22 protein-coding genes are annotated in these 21540 nt (G+C 71.9%); 8 read left to right on the forward strand and 14 right to left on the reverse strand.

Annotation, left to right across the window (positions count from 1 at the left end; genetic code table 11):
- Positions 1 to 990, forward strand: coding sequence for an EamA family transporter (locus EDF63_RS01815; protein ID WP_123310682.1), 990 nt, complete (start codon positions 1 to 3; stop codon positions 988 to 990).
- Here EDF63_RS01815 and EDF63_RS01820 read toward each other — a convergent pair.
- Both EDF63_RS01820 and EDF63_RS01825 read right to left on the reverse strand, forming a co-directional pair.
- Positions 959 to 1936, reverse strand: coding sequence for an epimerase (locus tag EDF63_RS01820; protein ID WP_123310684.1), 978 nt, complete (start codon positions 1934 to 1936; stop codon positions 959 to 961). The two genes, EDF63_RS01815 and EDF63_RS01820, sit on opposite strands and share 32 nt — an antisense overlap.
- 1 nt (position 1937) lies before the next feature.
- A complete protein-coding gene (locus EDF63_RS01825) occupies positions 1938 to 2606 on the reverse strand; it encodes a DUF4166 domain-containing protein (protein WP_123310686.1) in 669 nt (222 codons plus the stop codon).
- Positions 2607 to 2653: 47 nt separating this feature from the next.
- On the opposite strand from EDF63_RS01825, the gene EDF63_RS01830 reads away from it, so the two are divergent.
- Positions 2654 to 3568 carry a cation diffusion facilitator family transporter gene (locus EDF63_RS01830; RefSeq protein WP_123310688.1) on the forward strand — a complete coding sequence of 305 codons (915 nt, stop codon included), beginning with the start codon at positions 2654 to 2656 and terminating at the stop codon, positions 3566 to 3568.
- A 257-nt stretch (positions 3569 to 3825) separates the two neighbouring features.
- Here the strand turns inward: EDF63_RS01830 and EDF63_RS01835 are convergent, their stop codons facing one another.
- Positions 3826 to 4431: a hypothetical protein gene (locus tag EDF63_RS01835; RefSeq protein WP_123310690.1), complete on the reverse strand. Its 606-nt coding sequence runs from the start codon at positions 4429 to 4431 to the stop codon at positions 3826 to 3828.
- Between the two features lie 132 nt (positions 4432 to 4563).
- Entirely contained in the window at positions 4564 to 5853 is a 1290-nt protein-coding gene (locus EDF63_RS01840) for an MFS transporter (protein ID WP_123310692.1), read from the reverse strand.
- Positions 5854 to 5934: 81 nt separating this feature from the next.
- Here EDF63_RS01840 and EDF63_RS01845 point away from each other — a divergent pair, with 81 nt between their 5' ends.
- Positions 5935 to 6813, forward strand: coding sequence for a LysR family transcriptional regulator (locus tag EDF63_RS01845; protein WP_185021243.1), 879 nt, complete (start codon positions 5935 to 5937; stop codon positions 6811 to 6813).
- 72 nt (positions 6814 to 6885) lie between these two features.
- Here the strand turns inward: EDF63_RS01845 and EDF63_RS18555 are convergent, their stop codons facing one another.
- From EDF63_RS18555 to EDF63_RS01875, 6 genes are all read right to left on the reverse strand, one after another.
- Positions 6886 to 7653 (reverse strand): hypothetical protein, encoded by a 768-nt coding sequence (locus EDF63_RS18555; protein WP_185021244.1) that lies wholly within the window; start codon positions 7651 to 7653, stop codon positions 6886 to 6888.
- A complete protein-coding gene (locus EDF63_RS01855) occupies positions 7643 to 8182 on the reverse strand; it encodes an RNA polymerase sigma factor (RefSeq protein ID WP_123312166.1) in 540 nt (179 codons plus the stop codon). The genes EDF63_RS18555 and EDF63_RS01855 overlap by 11 nt, the downstream gene beginning before the upstream one ends.
- Positions 8183 to 8305: 123 nt before the next feature.
- Positions 8306 to 8569 carry a hypothetical protein gene (locus EDF63_RS01860; RefSeq protein WP_123310696.1) on the reverse strand — a complete coding sequence of 88 codons (264 nt, stop codon included), beginning with the start codon at positions 8567 to 8569 and terminating at the stop codon, positions 8306 to 8308.
- The gene (locus tag EDF63_RS01865; RefSeq protein ID WP_123310698.1) at positions 8566 to 9225 is read right to left on the reverse strand and encodes a DUF308 domain-containing protein; all 660 of its coding nucleotides are present in this window, start codon (positions 9223 to 9225) and stop codon (positions 8566 to 8568) included. Before EDF63_RS01865 ends, EDF63_RS01860 begins: the two co-directional genes overlap by 4 nt.
- Before the next feature lie 146 nt (positions 9226 to 9371).
- Complete coding sequence (locus EDF63_RS01870; protein WP_123310700.1) at positions 9372 to 11327, reverse strand: lectin-like domain-containing protein; 1956 nt, start codon at positions 11325 to 11327, stop codon at positions 9372 to 9374.
- 110 nt (positions 11328 to 11437) lie between these two features.
- Positions 11438 to 13093: a glycoside hydrolase family 13 protein gene (locus tag EDF63_RS01875; protein WP_260232940.1), complete on the reverse strand. Its 1656-nt coding sequence runs from the start codon at positions 13091 to 13093 to the stop codon at positions 11438 to 11440.
- Positions 13094 to 13217: 124 nt separating this feature from the next.
- Between EDF63_RS01875 and EDF63_RS01880 the strand changes: the two genes are divergently transcribed.
- The 5 genes from EDF63_RS01880 to EDF63_RS01900 all read left to right on the forward strand — a co-directional run bounded on the left by EDF63_RS01880 (position 13218) and on the right by EDF63_RS01900 (position 17000).
- Complete coding sequence (locus EDF63_RS01880; protein ID WP_123310704.1) at positions 13218 to 13775, forward strand: NADPH-dependent FMN reductase; 558 nt, start codon at positions 13218 to 13220, stop codon at positions 13773 to 13775.
- Positions 13776 to 13863: 88 nt separating this feature from the next.
- The gene (locus EDF63_RS01885; RefSeq protein ID WP_123310706.1) at positions 13864 to 14376 is read left to right on the forward strand and encodes a MarR family winged helix-turn-helix transcriptional regulator; all 513 of its coding nucleotides are present in this window, start codon (positions 13864 to 13866) and stop codon (positions 14374 to 14376) included.
- 101 nt (positions 14377 to 14477) lie between these two features.
- The gene (locus tag EDF63_RS01890; protein ID WP_111086918.1) at positions 14478 to 14984 is read left to right on the forward strand and encodes a Dps family protein; all 507 of its coding nucleotides are present in this window, start codon (positions 14478 to 14480) and stop codon (positions 14982 to 14984) included.
- Between the two features lie 8 nt (positions 14985 to 14992).
- Complete coding sequence (locus EDF63_RS01895) at positions 14993 to 15793, forward strand: SDR family NAD(P)-dependent oxidoreductase (protein WP_123310708.1); 801 nt, start codon at positions 14993 to 14995, stop codon at positions 15791 to 15793.
- Between the two features lie 13 nt (positions 15794 to 15806).
- Complete coding sequence (locus EDF63_RS01900) at positions 15807 to 17000, forward strand: NAD(P)/FAD-dependent oxidoreductase (protein WP_123310710.1); 1194 nt, start codon at positions 15807 to 15809, stop codon at positions 16998 to 17000.
- Between the two features lie 99 nt (positions 17001 to 17099).
- Here EDF63_RS01900 and EDF63_RS01905 read toward each other — a convergent pair whose 3' ends face one another.
- The 4 genes from EDF63_RS01905 to EDF63_RS01920 form a co-directional block, all read right to left on the reverse strand.
- Positions 17100 to 18179 (reverse strand): alpha/beta fold hydrolase, encoded by a 1080-nt coding sequence (locus EDF63_RS01905; protein ID WP_185021245.1) that lies wholly within the window; start codon positions 18177 to 18179, stop codon positions 17100 to 17102.
- A gap of 71 nt (positions 18180 to 18250) precedes the next feature.
- Positions 18251 to 19126, reverse strand: coding sequence for an SMP-30/gluconolactonase/LRE family protein (locus tag EDF63_RS01910; RefSeq protein WP_123310714.1), 876 nt, complete (start codon positions 19124 to 19126; stop codon positions 18251 to 18253).
- Positions 19127 to 19187: 61 nt separating this feature from the next.
- Positions 19188 to 20021, reverse strand: coding sequence for a DUF1206 domain-containing protein (locus tag EDF63_RS01915; protein WP_123310716.1), 834 nt, complete (start codon positions 20019 to 20021; stop codon positions 19188 to 19190).
- Between the two features lie 127 nt (positions 20022 to 20148).
- The gene (locus tag EDF63_RS01920) at positions 20149 to 21315 is read right to left on the reverse strand and encodes an RtcB family protein (protein ID WP_123310718.1); all 1167 of its coding nucleotides are present in this window, start codon (positions 21313 to 21315) and stop codon (positions 20149 to 20151) included.
- Positions 21316 to 21540 lie beyond the last annotated feature (225 nt).

Below are 21540 nucleotides of genomic sequence, written 5' to 3' on the forward strand. Positions count from 1 at the left end.
ATGACAGCTCGTGACCGCCTCCTCGCCCTGGTCGTCGCCGTCGTCTGGGGCCTCAACTTCCCCGCGACCGCGCTCGCGCTCGAGCACTTCCCGCCGTTCCTGCTCGCGGCCCTGCGGTTCACGATCCTGGCGGTCCCGACGCTGCTGTTCGTGCCGCGGCCGAGGATCCCGTTCGGGCGGCTGCTGCTCGTCGGGTTCGGGCTCGGGGTGCTGCAGTTCTCGTTCCTGTACCTGAGCATGGCGTCGGGGATGCCGTCCGGGCTCGCGTCGCTCGTGCTGCAGGCCTCGGCACCGTTCACCGTGGTGCTCGCCGGCGTGTTCCTGCGCGAACGGCTCACCGGACGCCAGGTCGTCGGCGTGACGATCGCGGTCGCCGCCCTCGGCTTGATCGCCCTGCACCGGTCGCAGACGGCGGCGCTGCTGCCGGTGGTGCTGGCGCTCTGCGGCGCGCTCGGGTGGGCGATCGGCAACGTGGCGACCCGACGAGCAGGAGCCGCGAACCCGCTGCACCTGACGCTCTGGTGGTCGGTCGTGCCGCCGATCCCGATGGCCGTGCTGTCCTTCGTGGTCGAGGGGCCGGACCGCATCGGCGCCGCACTCGGCACGGCCTTCACCGCCGAGGCACTGCCAGCCGACCTCGGCCTGCTCTACATCGTGCTGGTCGCGACCCTGGTCGGCTACGGGATCTGGTCGCGACTGATGGCGACCTACCCGTCGAGCACCGTCGCGCCGTTCTCGATGCTCGTGCCGGTCGTCGGCGTGCTGGCGTCGTGGGCGGCCTTCGGCGAGGTGCCCGGCCTGGTGGAGGTGCTCGCCGGTGCCGTCGTGGTCGGAGCGGTGCTGTGGTCGTCGCGACCGGCACGCGCGTCGGGTCCGTCGCACTCGTCGGGTCCGTCGCACTCGTCGCCTTCCGCGGTCCCCGTGCCGACGCCGATCGACGGAGTCCCGGTGCCGGTGCTCAGCCCCGGTGCTGGCGACGCTCCGCGATGATCCCGGCGAGCGCACCGCGCAGGTGCGGGTACCGGAACTCGTAGCCGGCCTGGGTCAGCCGCGTCGGCACCACCCACCGGCTCTTCAGCACGAGTTCTGTCTCGGTGCGGATCGCGAAGGACCCGACCTCGAGCATCCACCGCGGCGTCGGCAGTCCGAACCGGCGGCCCACGGCGTCGCGGATCGTCGCCATCACGGTCCGGTTGTCGGACGGGTTCGGGCTCGACACGTTCACCGGACCCTCGATCTCCGGGTGGTCGCGGACGAACCGGATCGAGCCGAGGACGTCGGCGATGTGCACCCAGCTGAACCGCTGCCGGCCGCGGGTCGGCCGGTGGTGGTGGTATGTCCCCGCCCGCAGCCGGGAACGCGTCGGCACCCACGGGCCGTCGTACTGCGGGCCGCCCAGCCCCGTCTGCGCCAGCCGGATGAGCGGCACGAGCGCGCTGCCGTCACCGAAGACGATCGCCATCCGGAGTGCCACCCGACGGGTCGACGGCAGGTCGGCGCCGAAGAAGGCGTCCTCCCACGCGCGCGCCACCGAGACCGAGAACCCCTCGCCGAGCTCGCCGGTCAGTTCGTCCTGCGGTCGGTCGTCGGCGTGCCGGTAGATCGTCGCGGTCGAGGCGTTCAGCCACAGCGGCGGCGGGTGCTCGGCGGTGCGGACGGCCTCGGCGAGCTCGAGCGTGGTGTCCACCCGGGAGCGCATGATCTCGGCGCGGTTGCGTCGTCCGTAGCGGCAGTTGACGCTCTTGCCCGCCATGTTCACGACCATGGCGGCACCGTCGACGAGCTCGCGGATGCGCAGGGTGTTGCCCCACACCGCATCGCCGGTCCGGCCGACCGTGACGACCTGGTAGCCCTCCTCGGTGAAGGCCTCCCGCAGGTACTGCCCCACGAACCCGCTCGCTCCCGCGATCACGACGCGGCCCTTCTGGTCGCTCATCTCATCCCCGTCCTGTGTCCGGCGCGATCTCGTACCGGAACGCCCCCTCGTACCGGTACAGCGTGCCGAGCACCGGCGCCGTGAGCACCAGGGACACGCGCTGGAGGTCGGCTTCGTCATCGAATCGTTCCTTCAGCGTCACACGCGGTGCGATGCGGGCCGGGAGGCGCACCTCGCGTCCCAGCGCGCGGAACGTCACGCGCGTGGAGACCAGGCGCAGGGCGCCCGCGTCCGGCCCGTGCGCGTCGACCTCCGCCCGGAGCCGGGCGCTGACGCGCCCGTGGCGACCGAGGTGGTCGACCAGGCCGTCCGGTTCGGCGGTGATGGCGTCCACCATCGTGCGGCTGCCGGAGCGGAACCGGAAGGTGCGGTGCGCGCGGACCGCGGGGCGGGCCTCCAGACCGTTCCCGGGTCCACGACGGACGCGAGCCGGCCGGTTCTCGATCGTGAACGGGACGTCCCGTTCCCAGACCGGGAACATGACGGAGTCGCGGGCGAACCAGGCGAGCAGCGGCCAGAGCCACCGGCGGGGCGTGCCGACGACGTCGAACACCCCTTCACCGCGGCCGACGTGACCGGGCGGGATCGCACCGAAGTACGTCGACAGCCGCGGGTGCAACCGGGCCAGCACCTCGGACGGTGTGGACAGCTCGTAGGGCGACCGGGTCACGTGCCGATCCTGGCATGTCGTCGGTGCGGATCCCTACGATGTCGGACATGGGACACGACCACGGGCACGGCGTCGGGCACGCGTCCGAGCGCGCACTGCTCATCGCGTTCTGCATCTCGGCGACGATCCTGCTGGCCGAGGTCGTCGGTGCCGTCGTCACGGGCTCCCTCGCGCTGCTGGTCGATGCCGGGCACATGGTCGTCGACACCGGTGGGCTCGGCATCGGACTCGTCGCGACGCGGCTCGCCCGCCGCAGTCCGACGACGCAGCGCACGTGGGGCTTCCAACGTGCCGAGGTGCTCGGTGCCACGGCCCAGGCGGCGATCCTGCTCGCGGTCGGCGTCTTCGTGATCATCTCGGCGGTCCAGCGGCTGTTCGTCCCCGCCGAGATCCACTCGGGGCCGCTGCTCGTGTTCGGGATCATCGGACTCGTCGGCAACCTGGTGGCCTACGGCGTGCTGCTGCGGGCCTCGGGCGAGGGCTTCACCTCGCGCGCCGCCCGGCTCGAGGTCCTCAACGACACCCTCGGCTCGGTCGCCGTCATCGCCGCCGCGGTCGTCCTCATGCTGACCGGGTGGGAGCGTGCCGACTCGGTCGCCGCCATCCTCATCGGCCTGCTCATCCTGCCGCGGGCGATCCGGCTGTTGCGCGAGACCGCGAACGTGCTGCTCGAGTCCACGCCGCCGGGGCTGGACCTCGACGACGTGCGGGGCCACATCCTCGAGCTCGAGCACGTCATCGCGGTGCACGACCTGCACGCGACCCTGGTGGCGACGGGCGTCCCGAACCTGACCGCCCACGTGGTGGTGGACGACGAGTGCTTCTCGACGGCGCACGCTCCGCGGATCCTCGACGAGCTGCAGCAGTGCGTGGCGGAGCACTTCGACGTCCCCGTGGAGCACTCGACCTTCCAGCTGGAGCCCGCGTCGCACCGGCGGCACGAGCACGAGGTGCACGCGTAGGGTCGCGGCGCGGCCGTTCTGCTTGTCGACGTGGAACGACATCGTCGACGTCGTACGACATCGGCTTCGTCGTACGTTGCACGCGCGGGCAGTTGCCGACGCACGGTTGCGACGTGGAACGACATCGTCGACGTCGTACGACATCGGCTTCGTCGTTCGTTGCACGCGCGGGCAGTTGCCGACGCACGGTTGCGACATGCTCGACGTCGTACGACATCGAGCATGTCGTTCGGGATCGATGCCCGCCCGCGCCCGCGTCAGCAGTCGTCGGTGCGCGTCGGGTACGCCGTGATGACGCGGTCGGTGGTGGCCGAGACGATGACCTTCACGAACGGGTCCTCGTCGGGGCGCGAGCCGTCGTCGAACCGCACCGGCGCCGCGTAGCAGACCTTCCCGTCGCCGGCGTCGACCGGGAACCCGTCGCGCGACGAGACCAGCGCCGTCTGCACCGCCGTGAGCATCGCGTCGTCCCAGTCGCGCGAGCCGTGGCCCGCGACGACCCCCTGCCAGTCGGCGGTGTGCCGCTGCCGGATGTGCTCGTAGCCCTGCGCCGACGTGCCGCACTGCAGGGTGACCCGGCCGAGCGCCGCGGTGTCGTACTGGGCGACGGTCGCCTGGGTCGTGGAGTCGCACCGTGCGAGGGCGGCGTCACCAGGGAGGTCCGGCCCGGTGCGGGTGATCGTGACGGTGCCGTCACCGGAGGCGGTCGCAGCGTCGGTCGGCATCCCGGAGCTCGATCCGGCGCCGATGGTCGGGTCGTCCGCACCCTGCCGCGCCGTCAGGAACAGCCCGCCGGCGAGGAGACCGGCAGCCACCACGGCCGCGATCCCCGTGATGACGGGACGGTTGTGGTTCTGGGGCACGCGCCCAGTATGCCGGGAGTGCGTCGCGGACGACGGAACCTGGTTCCGGACACGACACCGCGCGATCGCGTGGTGCGGTGTCCGGAACCAGGTTCCGGGGACAGGACGGTCGGACGGGAGGCCCGCCCCGCGTCAGGCGCGCGCGGCCAGTCGGGTGCCGGCGATGACGGCCAGGACGGCGACGAGCACCACGTACCCGATCAGGACGGGCAGCGTCGGGATCACCAGGAGCGCCGCCCCGACGGCCACGACCGGCACCGTCAGCCCGGCGTAGGCGATGAGGAAGGTCGCTGCGAGCACCCCGCCCCGACGCTCGGGACCGACCAGGGCTCCGGCACTCGCGATGCTGGCCCGGAAGAGCAGCCCGACCCCGGCGCCCGCCACCACGCCACCGCCGATGAACCCGGCGACCTGCAGCAGGACCGCGGCGACCGCCAGTACCGCCAGGCCGCCGACGAGGAGCACCATGCCGAGCCGGATCTGCGCGCGCTGCGACAGACGGGCGAAGACGATCTGCGACACGGCGCTCGCGGCGAACACCCCGAAGGTCGTCGCACCGGCCGCCAGTCGGTCGGTGACGTGGAACGTGGTGCCGAGGAACGTCGGGGCGACCGAGGTGAAGAGCCCCTGGACCGCGAGGGCCGCGAACGCCGCGGCACCGGCTGCCCAGAACGCCGCGGCCTTGCCCTCCGGCGCCTGCATGCGCTGCGGGCGGTAGGCCACGCGGATCTCGGGCCGGGCGACGGTCTCCGGGACGACGAGGACGAGCACGAAGGCCACGGCCAGGGCGACGACGAACACGACGTACGGCACCATGAGCGGCGCTCCGACGAACTCGGCCAGTGCACCACCGACGAGGGCGCCGAGCGACAGCCCGCCGAGGTTGACGGCACCCGCTGCCACGCTCGCGCCCTTCGCCGAGTCGGACGAACCGGTCGCACGGACCCGCAGCTCCCCGAGGTGGGCGGTCGCCGTGGCGGTGAGCGTGCCGACGCCGAGACCGGTCACGAGACGCGCGACGATCAGGCCGGTGACGTCGTTCCAGACCAGGAACAGCACGGCGGCGACGAGTTCGAGCGCGATCGACACCAGGATGAGCGGCTTCCGCCCGTGCACGTCGCTGAGGTGTCCTGCCAGGTAGAGGGACCCGACGACCCCGACGCCGTACGCGGCGAAGATGATCGTGGTGGTGAACGTCGGGAAGCCGTCGCGTGCCTGGTAGATGACGTACAGCGGTGCGGGGACGGTCGCGAAGGCCATCACCGACAGGAACGCGAAGGCGACGGCCCAGAAGCCGAAGCCGTGGCGCCGACGGGTGTGCGCGCGACGGCCGCGCGGGGCCGGGACACGCTCGCTCGCGGGAGCGGTGGCGGTGTCGGTGGCGGGGAGAGCGCCCGTCGGGGTGTCGGTCACGGTTGACATGCTCCGATGATCGCGCGGCTCGACCATCGAGTCCAACGGATGCTCTTGATGTCAGCAATCGATCGGATCGATGATGAGTGCATGGAGACCCGCCTGCTCGAACAGTTCGTGACCGTCGCCGCCGAGGGCAGTGTGACCCGTGCGGCCGAGCGGCTCTGGGCGGCGCAGTCCACGGTGTCGGCGGGGATCGCGTCGCTCGAGCGGACGTTCGGCGTCCGGCTGTTCGACCGCACCGGGCGGCACCTCGTGCTGACGACCGCCGGCGAGGACCTGCTCCCCCACGCCCGCGCCGTGCTGGAGTCGCTCGACCGGATGCGTGACCTGGCGACCGTGGATGACGCCGACCTGCGCGGACGGGTGCGACTGGGCATCTTCACGAGCATGGACATCGTCGACCTGACCGGCGTGCTGCAGCGGTTCCGGCGGCGGCACCCGCTCGTCACCGTGGAGCTCATGACCTCGCCGTCCGGGACGACCGGGCTCGTGCAGGACCTCGTCGCCGGGCGGCTCGACCTCGCGTACACGGGCCTGCCGACGGTGCCCGCCGGGGTGGTGGTCGAACCGCTGCGTGAGATGCCGTTCCGGGTCTTCACGGCGTCGGACCACCCGCTGGCCGGGCGGCACTCGGTGTCACTCGCCGAACTCGCGGACGAACCCTTCGTCGACACCGCACACGGGTTCGGTAACCGGATCATCCTGGACGGCGCACTCGAACGACTCGGGATCCGTCGGCGGATCGTCGCCGAGATGAACGACATGCCCGCGGTGATCCGGTTCGCCTCGGCGGGGCTGGGCGTCGGGGTCGTGCCGGACTCCGGGGTGCGGCACGACGGAGCGGTCCTGGAACTCGAGGACACGGTCGAACCGCTCCGAATCGGCCTGGCGATCCGCACGAGTCCGGAGCCGAACCGCGCGGTGCGCACGCTGGCGCGCGACCTCGTCGCTGCGCGCGTCGTGTGACGCGGCGCCGGCGGGTGAGACCCACCGACGGACTGGAGGCACGGCGCGGGTCCGCCGCGTCCCTCCAGGCCGTCAGTCCCCCCAGATCGTCGCGATGAGCGCGGGCAGGAGCCCGTCGGTCGGGACGTTGGTCTGCTCGATGGTGATCCAGGTGTCACCTCGGGCGAAGTACGTGTACGCCTTCTCCGCGCCGTAGGGCTCCACGATCCCGCGGGACTGGCAGAACGTCCCGCCGTCGCGTTCGGTGCACGTCCCCCCGCCGTCGTGCGCCGGGAACTCGTCGATCTCCTGCTGGATGGTGGCCTCGGTGGCGGTCCCGGCCCGGACCTCGATCCCCGAGACGTCCGCGCGCGGATCACGCCACGTGCAGGAGACCTTCGACTCGACGCCTGCCGGGTCCTGGCCGTCGGGGACCCGATCGGTTCCCGACGGCGGGTCGGCCTGCGTCAACGGAGCGTCGCCGAAGAACCGGCTGTAGTCCTCTGCCGAGACGAGCGCGCGACAGTCCGTCGGGATCGTCGCCACGGCCACCGGGGCGCTCGGGGTGGACGTCGGGGTCGGTGCGCCGGTGATCGGCGCGGAGGACGGGGTCGTCGCGGTGGGTGACGGCTCGGGCGCCTGCGTCCGGGTGGGCGCAGCGACCGGAGTGTCCTGCTGCGAGAGCGTCAGGGCGACGGCTCCGGTCGCGGTGCCCACGGCCAGGAGCGCGACGACACCGATGACGATGCCGGATCGGCCACGACCCCGCCTCGCCCGCGGGGTGGCGCGCTCGAGAACGTTCTGCTTCATCGAGACGAGCATGCGCTGCAGGTCGTCTCCCTCGGGAGGTTCAGTGTTCATCGTGCGTCACCACCTTCTTGAGTCGGCGCCGGCTGCGGGAGACCCGCTGCGTGACCGCCCCGACGCTGAGGCCGAGCATCTCGCCGGCCTCGGCGTAGGAGTAGCCCTCGAGCAGGCAGAGCTCGCAGATACGACGGTCGGTCTCGGGGAGCGCGGCGATCTCGTCACGCACCCACCGCAGGAGCTCCCGCGCTTCGTCCTGGTCGGTCGGTGCGGCGAGGTGCTCGGGCAGCTCGTCCGCCCGCCGCCGGGCCTGCTTGCGGCCGGTGTTGAACGCGTGGTTGCGGCAGACGACGAGCAGCCACGGCAGCACGGTGTCCGCGGGGAGTTCGAGCGTCGCCGCGCGCTGCCAGAGGGTCAGGAACGAGTCCTGCACGATCTCCTCGACGTCCGACCGGTCGTCGACGAGTGCCCAGGCGTACCGGGTGAGCGTGGCCGCGTAGCGGTCGAACACCCGTGCGAGCGCACCGGTGTCCCCCTGCGCGATCGCACGGACGAGTCCTTCGTCCGTGTCGGTGCCGGTCGTCACGTCCACATCCCACCTCCTTCACTCAGAGGTGTCGGCGGGACGCGCGATCCTGACAGGACCGTGGCGGAAACGGGATCTCGGGCGTGTCCGGACAGCGATCCGCGTGACGGCGCCCGCCGTGGATCAGTGGAAGTCGTCGCCCTCGCCCTCGCCGGGCGCCTTGTGCCCGCCGAGCATGTCGTTGTCGTCCTGGTCGCTCGTCGAAGCGAGCTGGAGCATCGCGAGCACGACGACCACCACGATGAACGCGACGCCGAGGAAGATCACGGCCAGCTGCAGTTCCCGCGTCGAGAACAGCACGACGAGCCCGGTGAACACCGCGATGATCGCGGAGATCCCGAGGAGCTCGACCGGGCGCAGACGGTCACGACGGCTGGGGGTGGTCATGCGTGTGGTGCTCCGTCCGGGGCGACGGCCGGCGTGGCCGTGCCCCACTTGTGCGAGAGGCCGGCGATCACGTGGAAGACCGCCGTGATGGCGAGGTAGGCGCCGAGCAGGCCGACCAGGACGATCGAGGCGTCGAGGGTGCCGGTGACCCGTTCCACGCCACCGAGCTGCTGCGAGTAGTCCGGCGGGGTGACGAGGAACGCGACGGCGAGCAGCAGGGTGAGCGCACCGATCGTGGTCCAGTCGCGCGCGAAGGGGGAACGTCGACGGGCACGCAGCCCCTGTGCCAGCTCGAGCGCCCCGGTCAGCACCGCGAAGGCGACGATGATCGAGATGAACGCCGGCAGTCCGAGGCCGTTGCCGGCGAAGCCCGCCACCGCGGCGAGCAGGGTGATGACCGCCTGCAGCAGCGTCGTGCGGCGTGACCGTCCGTCGAGCGGGAGACGCGCGACGCCGGCCCACAGGAGCACGAGACCCTCGACCAGCGCGAAGCCGGCGAACAGCAGGAGGCCGTAGCCGGCGGCGTGGTTCGTCGAGAAGGTGATGACGAGCGCGACGACCGCGGCGGGGACGGCCCGGAGGATCGGGATCGGCCAGTACCGCGCGCGTTGGGTCGCCTCGTTCACGGTGGTGGCGTCGTCCACGGTGTCGGACACGGGACCTCTTTCAGGCATGCGGATCGTGAGGTCGATCCTACCTCCGCGGTGAGAGCCGACCGACCGCCGTGGGTCCGGCAGCACTGAGGATGCTCGAATGCCCGGTCGGGGCGGCGCCGGCCGAGCGACGCCACCCCACCGCCGGGTCAGGCCCGCCGCTGGTCGTCCGACACCGCCGACCGCCGTGCGCGCCGACGAGCGAGCCACCAGCAGGTCGACCCGGCCGCGACGACCACCCCGGCGAGCGCGGCGAGCAGCCCGAGGTCCTCGACGCCGGTGTAGGCGAGGGCACCCTGCACGGCCTGCGGCCCGGCGTCAGGAGCGGGTCCGCGGGCGTCCCGGTCGCCGTCGTCACCGGCGTCATCGTCGGGCGCATCCGGCACCGACGCCTCGACGTCGTCCGGACCGGGAGCCGGAGACGGGGACGGGCTCGGTACCGGGCCCTCGTCCTCCTGCTCCACGACGATCGCGACCTCCGTCGACGGGTCGCCGCCGTCCGGGTCCGTCGGGGAGGTCGCCGTGGCCACGTTCACCACGTCGGACCCGTCCCCCTGGTAGTCCGGATCGAGCACGGCACGGAGCCGGAAGTCGTGGGTCTCCCCCACCGCGAGTGCGACCTCGGACCGGCAGGTCACCCGCTGCCCCTCGGCGGTGCAGCCGTCGTCGGACCCGACGAACCGCATCGCCGCGGGCAGGTCGTCCACCGCTCCGACCTGCTGGGCGACCGAGGGGCCACGGTTCCGTGCGGTCACGGTGTACTCGACCTCGTCACCGGGCACGACGGTGGCCGGCGACACCGTCTTGTCCGTCTCGACGTGGGCGGCCGCGGCGACCGTGGTGCTCGCTCGCGAGGTGTTGTCGGACTCGTCCGTGTCGGACAGCGACGTCGGTGGCGCGATGGTCGCGACGCTCTCGAGCGGCCCCTCGACCCCGTCGGCGATCCGTCCCTCGATCGTCACCACCGCGGACCCGCCACGGGGCAGGTCCAGGTCGGTCGCCACGTCACCCTGCCCGGATGCGGCAGCGCAACCGGAGCCCGACGTCGGTTCGCAGGTCCACGTGGCGTCCTGGATGCCGTCGGGGACGTCCACCTGCAGTGGGCTGGGGTCGGCGGCGTTCGGACCGGGGTTCCGCGCCGTGACGGTGTAGCGGACGGGTGCCCCGGCGACCGCCGTGGCGGGCAGGTCGTGCTCGACGGACAGGTCGGCGGGCTTCCACACCCTGAGGGCGTCGACCTCGTGGTTGTCCACGTGACTGCCCGTCGCGCCGGCGAACCCGAGGCGGAGGGTGCTCGGCAGCGGCGTCTGGTCGTCCCCGTGCAGGGGGACGGAGTCGAGCACGGTGCGCATCGTCGAGCCCACCTGCAGCCGGACGGTCATCGAGAGTTCGCCGGCATCGCCCGGCAACAGCGTGATGCGGACCTTCCGCGGCGTCGATCCGTTCGTCACCGTGCCGCCGGGTGCGGGAGCCCCGGCGACGTACCGGTAGCCCTCGATCCCGTTACCGGACCCGCGCACGACGACGTGGTCCGGCTGGGCTCCCGGCCCGGACGCGTTGATGCGCGACGAGAAGTTGCCGTAGTGGTCGATCGCGATCCCGGCGAACCCACCGGGGACACCGGGCAGGTCGCACAGTCGCCCACCGCCCTCGGTGGACTCCTTGCGGCAGGCGTACCCGAGCCCGGCGCCGAACGACCCCACGCCCTGCGCAGCCGCGCCGTCGGCGAGGTACAGGAGCAGGCCGTCGGCCCCGGGGTCGTCCTTCGCGGTGTGCATCGCGTAGGTGAACTCGATCTCGAGTCCGGTGTCGGAGGGGAAGGTGTCGTTCGTCGACCAGGCGCCGGCCTGGTTGCGGACGTCCTCGGTCAGGCGCAGCCGTCCGCCGGCGACGGTGGCGTCACCGTGCAGGGCTCCGCCGGACGCGCTGGAGAACTGGTTGACGTACGGGAAGTCGAGTGCCGCCGCGCTCGACCCCGCTGGCAGGATCGTCGGGGCCGCGAGGACGGCGAGCGCGGTCAGTGCGGTGCACGCCGCTGCGAGGCGACGGGCCACCCGCGGCCGGGTCGGACGTGGGACGGGTGCTGGAGCAGTGGGTTCTGTCATGCCCCGATCGTCGCGATCCGGACGTCACCGGACGGCGGGCCGGAGCCGATCTGTGGAACGCCGCACCGGGCCTCCTGGCTGTGGAGGAAGGACCACCGGAGCCGGACTGCTCAGGCCAGCCACACCGTCGTCTCGCCCGGCAGGACGCTCGGCAGGACACCGGCCGCGTCACCGAGCGGACCGGACGCGACCACGACCTCCCCCGACGGCATCGGCACCGGTGTCGACCCGAGGTTCGTGACCGACCGCCACCCGTCGTGCCGGGCGAAGGCCACGACGCCGTCGCCGGACTCCAGCCAGGTGAGCTCCTCGCCCCGCTGCAACCGTCGCCGGGCCGCGAGCGCTGCGCGGTACAGGGTGAGGGTCGACGATGGGTCGCCGTCCTCCGCCTCGACCGACGACGCTCCGAAGTCGGCGGGCTGCGGCAGCAGCGGCGCGACGTCGCCGAAGCCGAACGACGGCCCGGAGGTCGTCCACGGGATCGGCACACGGCACCCGTCCCGGCCCTTCACGGTGTGTCCGGAGCGCAGCCACTTCGGGTCCTGCAGTCGGTCACGCGGGATGGCGGCGGCTTCGTGCAGGCCGAGCTCCTCACCCTGGAAGACGTACGACGACCCGGGGAGGGCGAGCATCAGCAGGGTCGCGGCGCGGGCTCGGCGCAGTCCCCGCTCCCGGTCGAGCTCCGGCGTGGTCCCGTCCGTCAGCAGCCACGCATCGGTGTCGGTGCCGTCCGGCAGGCCGTAGCGGCTGGCGTGCCGCACGACGTCGTGGTTCGACAGCACCCAGGTGCTCGAGGCGCCGGACTGCTCGGACGCCGCCAGGTTCCGCTCGATGATGCTCCGGAAGGCGGGTGCCTCGAACGGCGCCTCGAGCAGGTCGAAGTTGAACGCCTGTCCGAGTTCGGTGGGACGGGCGTACAGGACGCGTCGCGGTGCGGGCGCCCAGGCCTCGGCGACCGCGGCCCGGGGCGGGTCGTACTCGTCGAGCACGGTGCGCCAGGACGCGAAGATCTCATGCACCTCGTCGCGGTCGTACAGCGGGTCGGAACCGTCGAGCGGCAGCGCGTGCTCGTTCGATGCGCGGTACGGCGTCGACAGGTCCTTCGCCAGGCCGTGTGCGACGTCGACCCGGAACCCGTCGACCCCGCGGTCCGACCAGAAGCGCAGCGTGTCCTCGAAGTCGGCGCGGACCTCGGGGTTCGACCAGTCCAGGTCGGGCTGCTCGGGCGCGAAGAGGTGCAGGTACCACTGGCCGTCGGGGACCCTCGTCCAGGCGCTCCCGCCGAAGTTCGACACCCAGTCGCTCGGCGGCAGCGCTCCGGAGGGACCGCTCCCGTCGCGGAACACGTACCGCGCCCGTTCCGCCGACCCCGGCGCGGAGGCGAGTGCCGCCCGGAACCACTCGTGCTCGTCCGAGGTGTGGTTCGGCACGATGTCCACGATCACCCGGAGGTCGTGCTCGTGCGCTGACCGGAGCAGAGCGTCCAGGTCGTCGAGCGAACCGAGTCGTGGATCGACCGCCCGGTAGTCGGCCACGTCGTACCCGCCGTCGGCGAGGGGCGACGGGAAGAACGGGGAGAGCCAGAGGGCATCGACGCCGAGGGACGCCAGGTACGGCACACGGCTCGTGATGCCCGCGACGTCACCCAGGCCGTCGGCGTTCGAGTCCGCGAAGCTGCGTGGGTAGACCTGGTAGACGACGGCGTCGCGCCACCAGTCCGGGTTCGTCGTGCGGGGCGTGCTGGCCGGCGTCCGAAGCGTGCTCACGTCGCCACCGTACCCAGCGGAGCGGACACCGGGCACGGATCGGGAATGGCTGACGACGTGACAGCATTGGTTGTCGCTGACACCTTTCCGCCCCAGTACAACGTCCAGAACGAGAAGGATCACCATGACGAACGTCCTCGCACTCGTCGGCAGCCTGCGCGCCGACTCCATCAACCGCAAGCTCGCCGAGGCCGCGGCCCACCACGCGCCGGAGGGCATCGAGGTCACCACGTTCGACGGCATCGTCGACCTGCCGTTCTACAACGAGGACATCGACGGCGACACCCCGCCCGCCGCGGCCGTCGCCTTCCGTGACGCGATCGCCGCCGCGGACGCCGTCCTGCTCGTCACCCCCGAGTACAACGGCACGATCCCGGCCGTGCTGAAGAACGCCCTCGACTGGGCATCGCGTCCGTTCGGCGCCTCGCCGCTGTCCGGCAAGCCGCTCGCCGCCATCGGTTCGGCGTTCGGCCAGTACGGCGGCGTGTGGGCCCACGACGACGCCCGCAAGGTCGCCGGCATCGCCGGTGCGAAGGTCCTGGAGGACGTCAAGGTCGCGATCCCGCAGTCGGTCGTCCGCTTCGCGGAGACCCACCCGCGCGAGGACGCCGAGGTCACCACGCTCGTCCAGGGCGCACTGACCGCGCTCGCCGACGCGTCGACGGAGCAGGCCGCCGCGTAGTCGACCAGGGTGCGGTCGGCCGTGCGGTCGACCGCACCCACAGCAAGTCGCTAGACAGCCTCCATACGAGACGGACTAGCCTGTGCCAATGGCAACGCAGGAGATCACCGAGCCGTCCGGGTACTGGTTCCCCGACGACGACGCGACCCAGCGCGGGGTCGCCGTGCTCAACGCGCTGCGCCGCTACCGGGCCGCCGAGACCGCGATGCGCCGACGCACCCGCGACTCCATGGGCATGGGCGAGACCGACCTGCTCGCCGTGCGCTTCCTGCTGCAGTCGCAGCGCTCGGGCCGCAGCGTGAGCCCGAAGGACCTCGCCGCCTACCTCAAGATCTCGTCGGCCTCGACCACGATCCTGATCGACCGGCTGGTGAAGTCGAACCACGTGCGCCGCGATCCGCACCCCACCGACCGTCGTGCACTCGTGATCACCCCGACGACCGAGACCGACGACGAGGTCCGCGCGACCCTCGGCATCATGCACCGCCGGATGATGTCCATCGCCGAGGGGCTCCCAGCGTCCGAGGCCCGCATCGTCGCGTCGTTCCTCGAGCAGATGCGCGGCGCCGTCGACCAGGTCGACCCGGCCGCAGCGCACTGAGCCGCACCCCCGGGGGACAGCGCGGTTCCGTGCGCACTGAGAGTGGACTCGGCCGCGGGGCGTAGACCGGAGTGGTCACCGACGCGAAAGGAGCCACCACCATGCACGCTTCGGACAAGATGGCCAAGAACCTCCAGGCGGTCCTCGTGGACCTCATCGACCTGCACCTCCAGGGCAAGCAGGCCCACTGGAACATCCTCGGCACGAACTTCCGCGACCTGCACCTGCAGCTCGACGAGATCGTCGACGCCGCACGCGAGTTCGCCGACGACACCGCCGAGCGCATGCGCGCCCTGTATGCCGTGCCGGACGGACGCTCGAGCACGGTCGCGGCGTCGAGCCACCTCGACCAGTTCCCCGACGGCGAGATCACGACCCACGACGCCATCGACCAGGTGACGCTCCGCCTCTACCAGGCGACCGGCACCATGCGCGACGTCCACGACGAGGTCGACGAGGAGGATCCGACGACCGCGGACCTGCTCCACGGCTTCATCGAGCGCCTCGAGCAGCTCGCGTGGATGGTCTCCGCCGAGAACCGCGCGCCGAGCACGCCGCTGGCCTCCGCCACGACGCCTGCCGTCGCCGACGCCTCGGCGCACGCCTAGGGGACCGAGTGGACCTCGGCATCCAGGGCAAGACCGCGCTCGTCTTCGGTGCCGACTCCGGCATCGGCTGGAACACGGCTCGCATCCTCCTGGCGGAGGGTGCGACCGTGGTCGTGAGCGACATCGACCAGGCGCAGCTCGACAACAGCGCCGACCAGCTCGAAGCGCCGCTCGGCAAACTGCACGCGTTCGCGGCCGACGTCACGAGCGCTGCGAGCCTGGCGGACCTCCACGGCAAGGTGCGGGATGCCGTGGGCGCGATCGACATCCTCGTGCAGTCCTCGGGCGTCACCGGCGCCCAGGGGCTGTTCCACGAGATCGACGAGCAGGGCTGGGCCGACACCATCGACGTCGACCTGATGGGCCCCGTCCGCATCACGCGCGAGTTCATCGGCGACCTGCGGCAGGGCGGTTGGGGCCGGATCGTGTACCTGGTGTCCGAGGACGCCTCGCAGCCCTACGACGACGAACTTCCCTACTGCGCCGCGAAGGCCGGGGTCCTGTCGTTCGCGAAGGGCCTGTCGCGCACCTACGCGCGGGAGGGCGTGCTCGTGAACACCGTCAGCCCCGCGTTCATCCACACGCCCATGACGGACGCGATGATGAACAAGCGAGCCAAGGAGACGAACCAGAGCTTCGACGACGCGATCACCAGCTTCCTCGACGAGGAGCGCCCCTACATGGAGCTGAAGCGCCGCGGCGAGCCGGAAGAGGTCGCGAACGTCATCGCGTTCCTCTGTTCCGACCTCGCGAGCTTCGTGAACGGCTCCAACTACCGGGTCGACTCCGGCTCGGTCGCCACGATCTGACCCGGGAGGCACCGTGACCGACTACCGATACCTCATCATCGGCGGCGGGATGGTCGCCGACGCCGCCGCCCGCGGTGTCCGCGAGCTCGACGCCGACGGCACGATCGGCATCCTCAGCGAGGACGTCGACCGGCCCTACGCCCGCCCGGCCCTGTCGAAGAAGCTGTGGACCGATCCGGACTTCAGCTGGGACGAGAAGGTCGACCTGCACACCGAGGAGACGGGGGCGTCCTTCGTCCTCGGCACCGCGGTGACGGGGATCGACCGTGCCGCGAAGACCGTGACCACGGCCGACGGTCAGACCCACGGGTACGAGCGTCTGCTCATCGCCACGGGCGGCAAGCCCCGTGGGCTGCCCGGTCTTGCACCCTCGGACCGTGTGCTCGACTACCGCAGCGCCGACGACTACCGGAAGCTCCGCGAGCTCGCCGACGCCGGGGCGCACGTGGTCGTGGTGGGCGGCGGCTACATCGGCCAGGAGATCACCGCCGGGGTCGTGCAGAACGGCGCCCGCGTCACCCTGGTCGACCCGGACGAGGTCGTGGGCGGACGGATGTTCCCGGACGACCTCGCGCGCGCCTTCCAGCAGCGCTTCGTCGACGCCGGCGTCGACCTGCGACTCGGCCGCCGGGTCGAGTCCGGCACCCAGACGCCGGACGGTGTGCGTCTCACCCTCGACGACGGTTCCGTCCTCGAGGCGGATGCGGTCGTCGCCGGCCTCGGCATCGAGCCCGCCACGCAGCTCGCCGCCGACGCCGGCCTGACCGTGCGCGACGGCATCGTCGTCTCGTCGACGCTGCTGACCGACGACGACTCGGTCTTCGCGGCCGGTGACGTCGCCGAGTACCCGGACCGGATCCTCGGGACCCGACGGGTCGAGCACGTCGACAACGCGCAGCAGCAGGGTCGGCAAGCCGGCCGGAACCTCGCGGACGCCGACGAGACCTACGACCACACGCCGATGTTCTACTCCGACGTCTTCGACATGGGGTACGAGGCGGTGGGGCAGGTCTCCACCAAGCTCCGCACCGTCGAGGACTGGCAGGACCCCACGGTCACCGGCGTCGTCTACTACCTGGATGACGACGACCTGGTCCGCGGCGTGCTGCTGTGGAACGTGTGGGACAAGACCGACGAGGCCCGCAAGGTCCTCGCCGAGGCCCACGCGCTGACGCCCGACATGCTGCCGGGCCGCATCACGGCCTGACCGGCGCGCTGGTCGCCGTGGACGCGACCGACGGGAGGCCCGGTGCCGGTTCGCGGAACCGGCACCGGGCCTCCCGTGCGCCCCGTGCAGTGCCCGGCGTCAGCTGGTCGTGTCGGCTTCCGGCGCGACCGCGTCGACGACCGCCTTGCGGTCGGCGGGGTCGACCGGCAGGTCGTCGCCGTCGGCCATGGCGACCGCGTGGGCTGACTTGGCCGCCTCGAGCGTCTCGTCGTCGTTCTTCGCCATGCCGACCAGCTCGACGAAGCGCGACTTGACGAGCATCCACGCCTCGCTCGGGCTCAGCCGTGACAGGTCGGACGCCGTCGAGTCGTCGCGCACGCGCTGCAGCGAACCGACCCCGCGATCCGGCAGGCGGTGGTCGACGTGCGCGACCGCCAGCCGGGCGACCGCGTCGGCCTGGGCGTGCATCACCGAGTGGGCGCCGTCGACGACCTCGCGCAGCACGGCGTAGGGGAACACCCGCGCGAGCCGCCGGATCCAGTCCCGCGGGACCATCGCGTCGTGCTCGCCACGGACGATGAGCGTGCGTGCCTGCACGTGGGCCGCGCGTTCCTCGATCGGGAACGCGATCATCCGGGGCAGCACCTTCGAGAACCAGTGCCACCCGCACAGCGCGTACGCGGTGATGCCGTGCCACCGGACCGCCGACGGCTCGTGCAGCGTCGACCGCAGGAACCGGAACGCGGACTGCCGGACCGTGCGCGCGTGCGAGTCGACGACGGGGCTGATGAGCACGAGGTCCGAGATCTCCGGGTGACGCGCCGCCACCTCGGTCACGACCTGGGTGCCCATCGAGTGGCCGACCAGGACCGGGTCGACCAGCCCGAGGTCGTCGATGACCTTCTCGACGGCGTCGGCGTACCGCTCGATCGACACCTTCCCCCGGAACCGCGGAACGCCCGCGAAGCCGGGCAGGTCGAGTGCGTGCACCGGGCCGTTCTCGTTGAGGTGCGGGGCGAGTCGCTCGTAGTAGGTGGCCGCGATGCCGAGGCCGGCGACGAGCAGGAACGCCCGCTCCCCCGGCTCCCCGATCGAACTCACGCGGACGTAGGTACCGTCCACCGCGACCCGGTCCACCTCGACGGTGACGTCGGCGTCCTCCGCCTTCGCGAGTTCGCCTCCCGGGTCCGGGGTCGCTGCCGTGCGCTCGTCGTCCACGTGGGTCTCCTCCGGTCGGGCGAGCGCCCACGATACCTGCGGACCCCGACGCTGCGTGCGCTCCCGGCCGGTCAGCCGCTGAAGGTGTTCGCGGGGAACCCGTGCACCCGGGTCGGCACCGCGAGGATCGCCCCCGAGGACGGGTGCTGCTCGAGCTGCTCCTCGGTGAGGTTCTCCCGCGCCGAGGCGACGAACAGGGTCGACATGTCCGGGCCGCCGAAGGCCACCGACGTCACGTTCGGAGTCGGCAGCTCCACGGTCTCGAGGTGCGACCCGTCCGGGCCGTACCGCTCCACCCGGCCGCCGCCGTAGATCGCGCTCCAGGAGCAGCCCTCGTCGTCGCGGACCAGACCGTCGTGCGCGCTGCCGACGACGAACGGTTCGAGCTCGCCGAGTTCGCCGTCAGGACCGTAGGAACCGCGGTAGATCGTCGACGCACTCGTGTCGGTGACGTACATCACGGTGCCGTCGTCCGACCACTCGAAGCCGTTCGTCACGCCGAAGCCGCCACGGAGCAGCCGCGTCGTGCCGTCGGCCTCGACCGAGTAGAGCGCACCGTCGGGCTCCCCGGTCGTCAGGTTCATGCTGCCGACCAGGAACCGGCCGAACGGGTCGCACTTGCCCTCGTTGAAGCGGAGACCGGCGGTGGCGTGCTCGACGCGGGTGAGTTCACGCTCGATCGACCCGTGCTCGTCGGTCACGACGACGGTGTCGCCGAGGGCCGCGACGAACCCACCGGACGCCCGCGGCTGGAAGCTCGCGAGCGGCGGCGGGAGCGGGACGGTCGACACGACGGTGCCGTCGGCCCGCGCGGTGACGAGGGTGCCGAGGGTGATGTCGGTCCACCGGAGCAGCTGCGCCGACGGGTCCCACACGATGCTCTCGGCGAGGACCGCCCGGGCGTCGGAGAAGACGGTCGCGGGTCCGGTCGTCACGCTGGTGCTCATCGGACCGGTCTACCGGCGTCGGCTCCGTGCTCCCTCAGCCGGGGCCACCTCGCCCGGCACGTCAGAGGCGGGCGTACCGCGCGCGGAAGAAGCTGTAGACGCCGAAGGCGAGGAACCCGATGCCGATCGCGACCAGGACGAACACGCCGCCGGGCATCGAGCGCACCGCGTCGAACGCCGCGTCGAGGCCCGTCGCCTGGTCGGGGTCGCTCCGCAGTCCGGCCACGCCGATGAGCACGCCGACGATGACCACGGCGATGCCCTTGCCGACGTACCCGACGACCCCGAGCACGGTGACGACGCGGTCGAGCTGGCCAGACGGTCGCGTGATCTGCTTGCGGAACGACCGGCGGCAGCCGATCACGACGAGCCCGATGCCGACCGCGACCGCGATCGCGCCGGCGAGGAGCAGCACGAACACCCCGCCGGGCGTCGCGAGGGTCTTCGCCGCAGCGCTCTGCGACGAGCTGCTGGAACTCGACCCGGCGCCGAGGGCGTACGAGGCCGACGAGTACGCGATGATCCCGTAGACCACGGCCTTCGCGACGTCCTTGAGCCGGGCGAGCCAGCCCCGGGTGGTGTCCGAACGACCGCCGACGATCGCCTCGACGACCAGACGCACGGTGAGTGCGGCCGTGCCGATCGCGATCAGCCAGAGCAGGAACACCCCACCGGGGACCGCGGCGATCTGCTGCAGTGCTCCGGACTGGTCGGTCTCACCGCCGGAGGACGCGTTGCCGATGCCCAGCAGGATCGCGAGGTAACCGATCAGCAGGTGGACGATGCCGCTGCCGACGAATCCGGCGCGAGCGGTCAGCTCGAACCAGCGGCTGTCCGCCGCTCGTCGGACCTGTCGTCCGGTCTCCTGTGCTGCGTGCTCTGCTGTGTCGCTCATCCGGTCAAGCGTGCCCGACGCGGGCCGGTCTGTCCGGGCCGCGCCGGGCAGTGGGGCCGGCCCGGTGCCGGACGGGAGGCGCGGGGCGGGCCGCACCCGCGCCTCCCGTCCGACGGGCGCCCGCGTCTCAGTCCCCCTTCACGTTGACGACCTGCCGCAGCGTGTGCCGGATCGACACGAGCTCCGACGCGTCCGCCATGACCTGGTCGATCGGCTTGTACGCGCCGGGGATCTCGTCGAGGAACGCGTCGGTGTCGCGGTACTCGATGCCGACCATCGCCTCGCGCAGCTGCTCGTGGGTGAAGGTCCGCCGGGCCGCGCTCCGCGAGAACAGCCGACCCGCACCGTGCGGGGACGACTCGAGCGAGGGCTTGTTGCCGAGCCCCTCGACCACGTACGACGCGGTGCCCATCGACCCGGGGATCAGGCCGGGCTGACCGGCCTTCGCCTGGATCGCACCCTTCCGCGACACCCACACGGACTTCCCCCAGTGCGTCTCACGCTGCGTGAAGTTGTGGTGGCAGTTGATCCGCTCCTGCTCGTCGACGGGGGTGCCGACGGCCTCGGACAGCTGCCGCACGACGCGGTCCATCATCTCCTCACGGTTGAGCAGCGCGAAGTGCTGGGCCCACCGCAGCTCGGCGATGTACCGGTCGAACTCCGGCGTGCCCTCGACCAGGTACGCCAGGTCGGGGTCCGCCAGCTGGATCCACCACCGCTCCATCAGCCGCTTGGCGACCGTGATGTGGCGCTGCGCGATCTTGTTCCCGACGCCCCGCGACCCGGAGTGCAGGAAGAGCCAGACCCGGTCCTCCTCGTCGAGGGAGACCTCGATGAAGTGGTTCCCGGAGCCGAGCGTGCCGAGCTGGTTCCGCCAGCCACCGTGCACCTGCGTGGGGTCGAAGCCGGCGGTCTCCGCCATCACCTCGAGCTCGGCGACGCGGGGTGCGGCGGTCGCGACGATCTTCCGGTTCGATGCACCCGCCGACAGCGGGATCGCGCGCTCGATCTGCTCGCGCAGCCCCTGCAGGTCGGCGGGCAGGTCGGTGGCGGTGAACTGCGTGCGGACCGCGATCATGCCGCAGCCGATGTCCACGCCGACGGCTGCCGGCATGACCGCGCCGAGGGTCGGGATGACCGACCCGACGGTGGCCCCGAGGCCCAGGTGGGCGTCGGGCATGAGGGCCAGGTGCGGGAACACGAACGGCATGCGCGCGGTCGTGCGGGCCTGTTGCTCGGTGTTGTCCTCGAGCATCGAGGCCCAGCTGAGCAATCGGTCGTTGATCTTCTTCACGGTGTCGTCTCGCTTTCGTGACGGTCGAGGTGACGGTCCGAGACGGTCGCACGCCGCGCCTCCTGGTCGTCGCCGGACGTGGCGGACGGACGGGAGGAAGCGGTGATGACGAACGCCCCGGGCCGGGTGGGCACGGGGCGTCGTGGGACGTCGCGTGCCTACGCGGGATAGCGGAGGGACCGCTGCTGCTCGGGCAGCACGGCGGCCGCGGCGAGCTGGAGCTCG

The organism is Curtobacterium sp. JUb34 (assembly GCF_003755065.1).
In the GTDB taxonomy this organism is placed as follows: Bacteria; Actinomycetota; Actinomycetes; order Actinomycetales; family Microbacteriaceae; genus Curtobacterium.

Bases quoted from the DNA above. Each gene is read 5' to 3' on its own strand.
- EDF63_RS01815 (WP_123310682.1), top strand. From the start codon at position 1: ATGACAGCTCGTGACCGCCTCCTCGCCCTGGTCGTCGCCGTCGTCTGG.
- EDF63_RS01820 (WP_123310684.1), bottom strand. From the start codon at position 1,936: ATGAGCGACCAGAAGGGCCGCGTCGTGATCGCGGGAGCGAGCGGGTTC.
- EDF63_RS01830 (WP_123310688.1), top strand. From the start codon at position 2,654: ATGGGACACGACCACGGGCACGGCGTCGGGCACGCGTCCGAGCGCGCA.
- EDF63_RS01840 (WP_123310692.1), bottom strand. From the start codon at position 5,853: ATGTCAACCGTGACCGACACCCCGACGGGCGCTCTCCCCGCCACCGAC.
- EDF63_RS01845 (WP_185021243.1), top strand. From the start codon at position 5,935: ATGGAGACCCGCCTGCTCGAACAGTTCGTGACCGTCGCCGCCGAGGGC.
- EDF63_RS18555 (WP_185021244.1), bottom strand. From the start codon at position 7,653: ATGAACACTGAACCTCCCGAGGGAGACGACCTGCAGCGCATGCTCGTC.
- EDF63_RS01860 (WP_123310696.1), bottom strand. From the start codon at position 8,569: ATGACCACCCCCAGCCGTCGTGACCGTCTGCGCCCGGTCGAGCTCCTC.
- EDF63_RS01870 (WP_123310700.1), bottom strand. From the start codon at position 11,327: ATGACAGAACCCACTGCTCCAGCACCCGTCCCACGTCCGACCCGGCCG.
- EDF63_RS01880 (WP_123310704.1), top strand. From the start codon at position 13,218: ATGACGAACGTCCTCGCACTCGTCGGCAGCCTGCGCGCCGACTCCATC.
- EDF63_RS01885 (WP_123310706.1), top strand. From the start codon at position 13,864: ATGGCAACGCAGGAGATCACCGAGCCGTCCGGGTACTGGTTCCCCGAC.
- EDF63_RS01890 (WP_111086918.1), top strand. From the start codon at position 14,478: ATGCACGCTTCGGACAAGATGGCCAAGAACCTCCAGGCGGTCCTCGTG.
- EDF63_RS01910 (WP_123310714.1), bottom strand. From the start codon at position 19,126: ATGAGCACCAGCGTGACGACCGGACCCGCGACCGTCTTCTCCGACGCC.
- EDF63_RS01915 (WP_123310716.1), bottom strand. From the start codon at position 20,021: ATGAGCGACACAGCAGAGCACGCAGCACAGGAGACCGGACGACAGGTC.